This window comes from Pseudomonas fluorescens, assembly GCF_902498065.1.
Lineage (GTDB): Bacteria > Pseudomonadota > Gammaproteobacteria > Pseudomonadales > Pseudomonadaceae > Aquipseudomonas > Aquipseudomonas fluorescens_BJ.
Genome location: NZ_CABVIR010000025.1, coordinates 1 through 534, shown reverse-complemented (window position 1 = coordinate 534; position 534 = coordinate 1). Strand labels below are relative to the sequence as shown.

The window sequence follows — 534 nt, the reverse complement described above, 5'->3', positions numbered from 1 at the left end:
GGGACGGCGCTCAGGCCCAACTCACCGAGCTGGTTCCAGAATTCACGGCTGAAACCCGTCTCGCTGCGGTAAAACTGTTCACGCTGTTCAAAGCTGTAACGGTCGCGCGCTACACGGGCGACGGTGTCTTGCAGCATCTGCTGCTCTTCGCTGAGATTGAAGTCCATGGGGGTGCCTCCTTAGAGCTCAAGAATCATCTTGGCAATGATGTTCTTCTGGATTTCGTTGGAGCCGCCATAGATGGACAGCTTGCGCAGGTTGAAATACTGGCCGGCTGGCGCGGCACTGTAGTCGGTGTGCAACAGCTCACCGGCAAAGGCGTAGTCCAACTCTTCCTCGGCGAAAGGCAAGGCATGCACGCCCAGCACTCCGCGCATCAGGTGGCTGATCGCCTGGCGAATCACGGAGCCCTTGATCTTCAGGATCGAGCTTTGCGCCCCTGGCACACCACCGCCCTGCACGGCCGCGACGATGCGCAGCGTGCTCATCCCGAGGGCCATCAATTGCATTCCCACTACGGCAATTTGCATGCGA

At 59.2% G+C, this 534-nt stretch carries 2 protein-coding genes; both read right to left on the bottom strand.

Translation table 11 applies throughout. The annotated features are described in order from the left end of the window. Nucleotides 1–167: acyl-CoA dehydrogenase family protein (locus F8N43_RS29190; RefSeq protein WP_191630168.1), on the bottom strand; the 167-nt coding region annotated here is incomplete at its 3' end. A gap of 12 nt (nt 168–179) precedes the next feature. Continuing rightward, on the bottom strand, nt 180–534 hold a 355-nt coding region (locus F8N43_RS29185; protein WP_263596749.1), incomplete at its 5' end, for an acyl-CoA dehydrogenase family protein.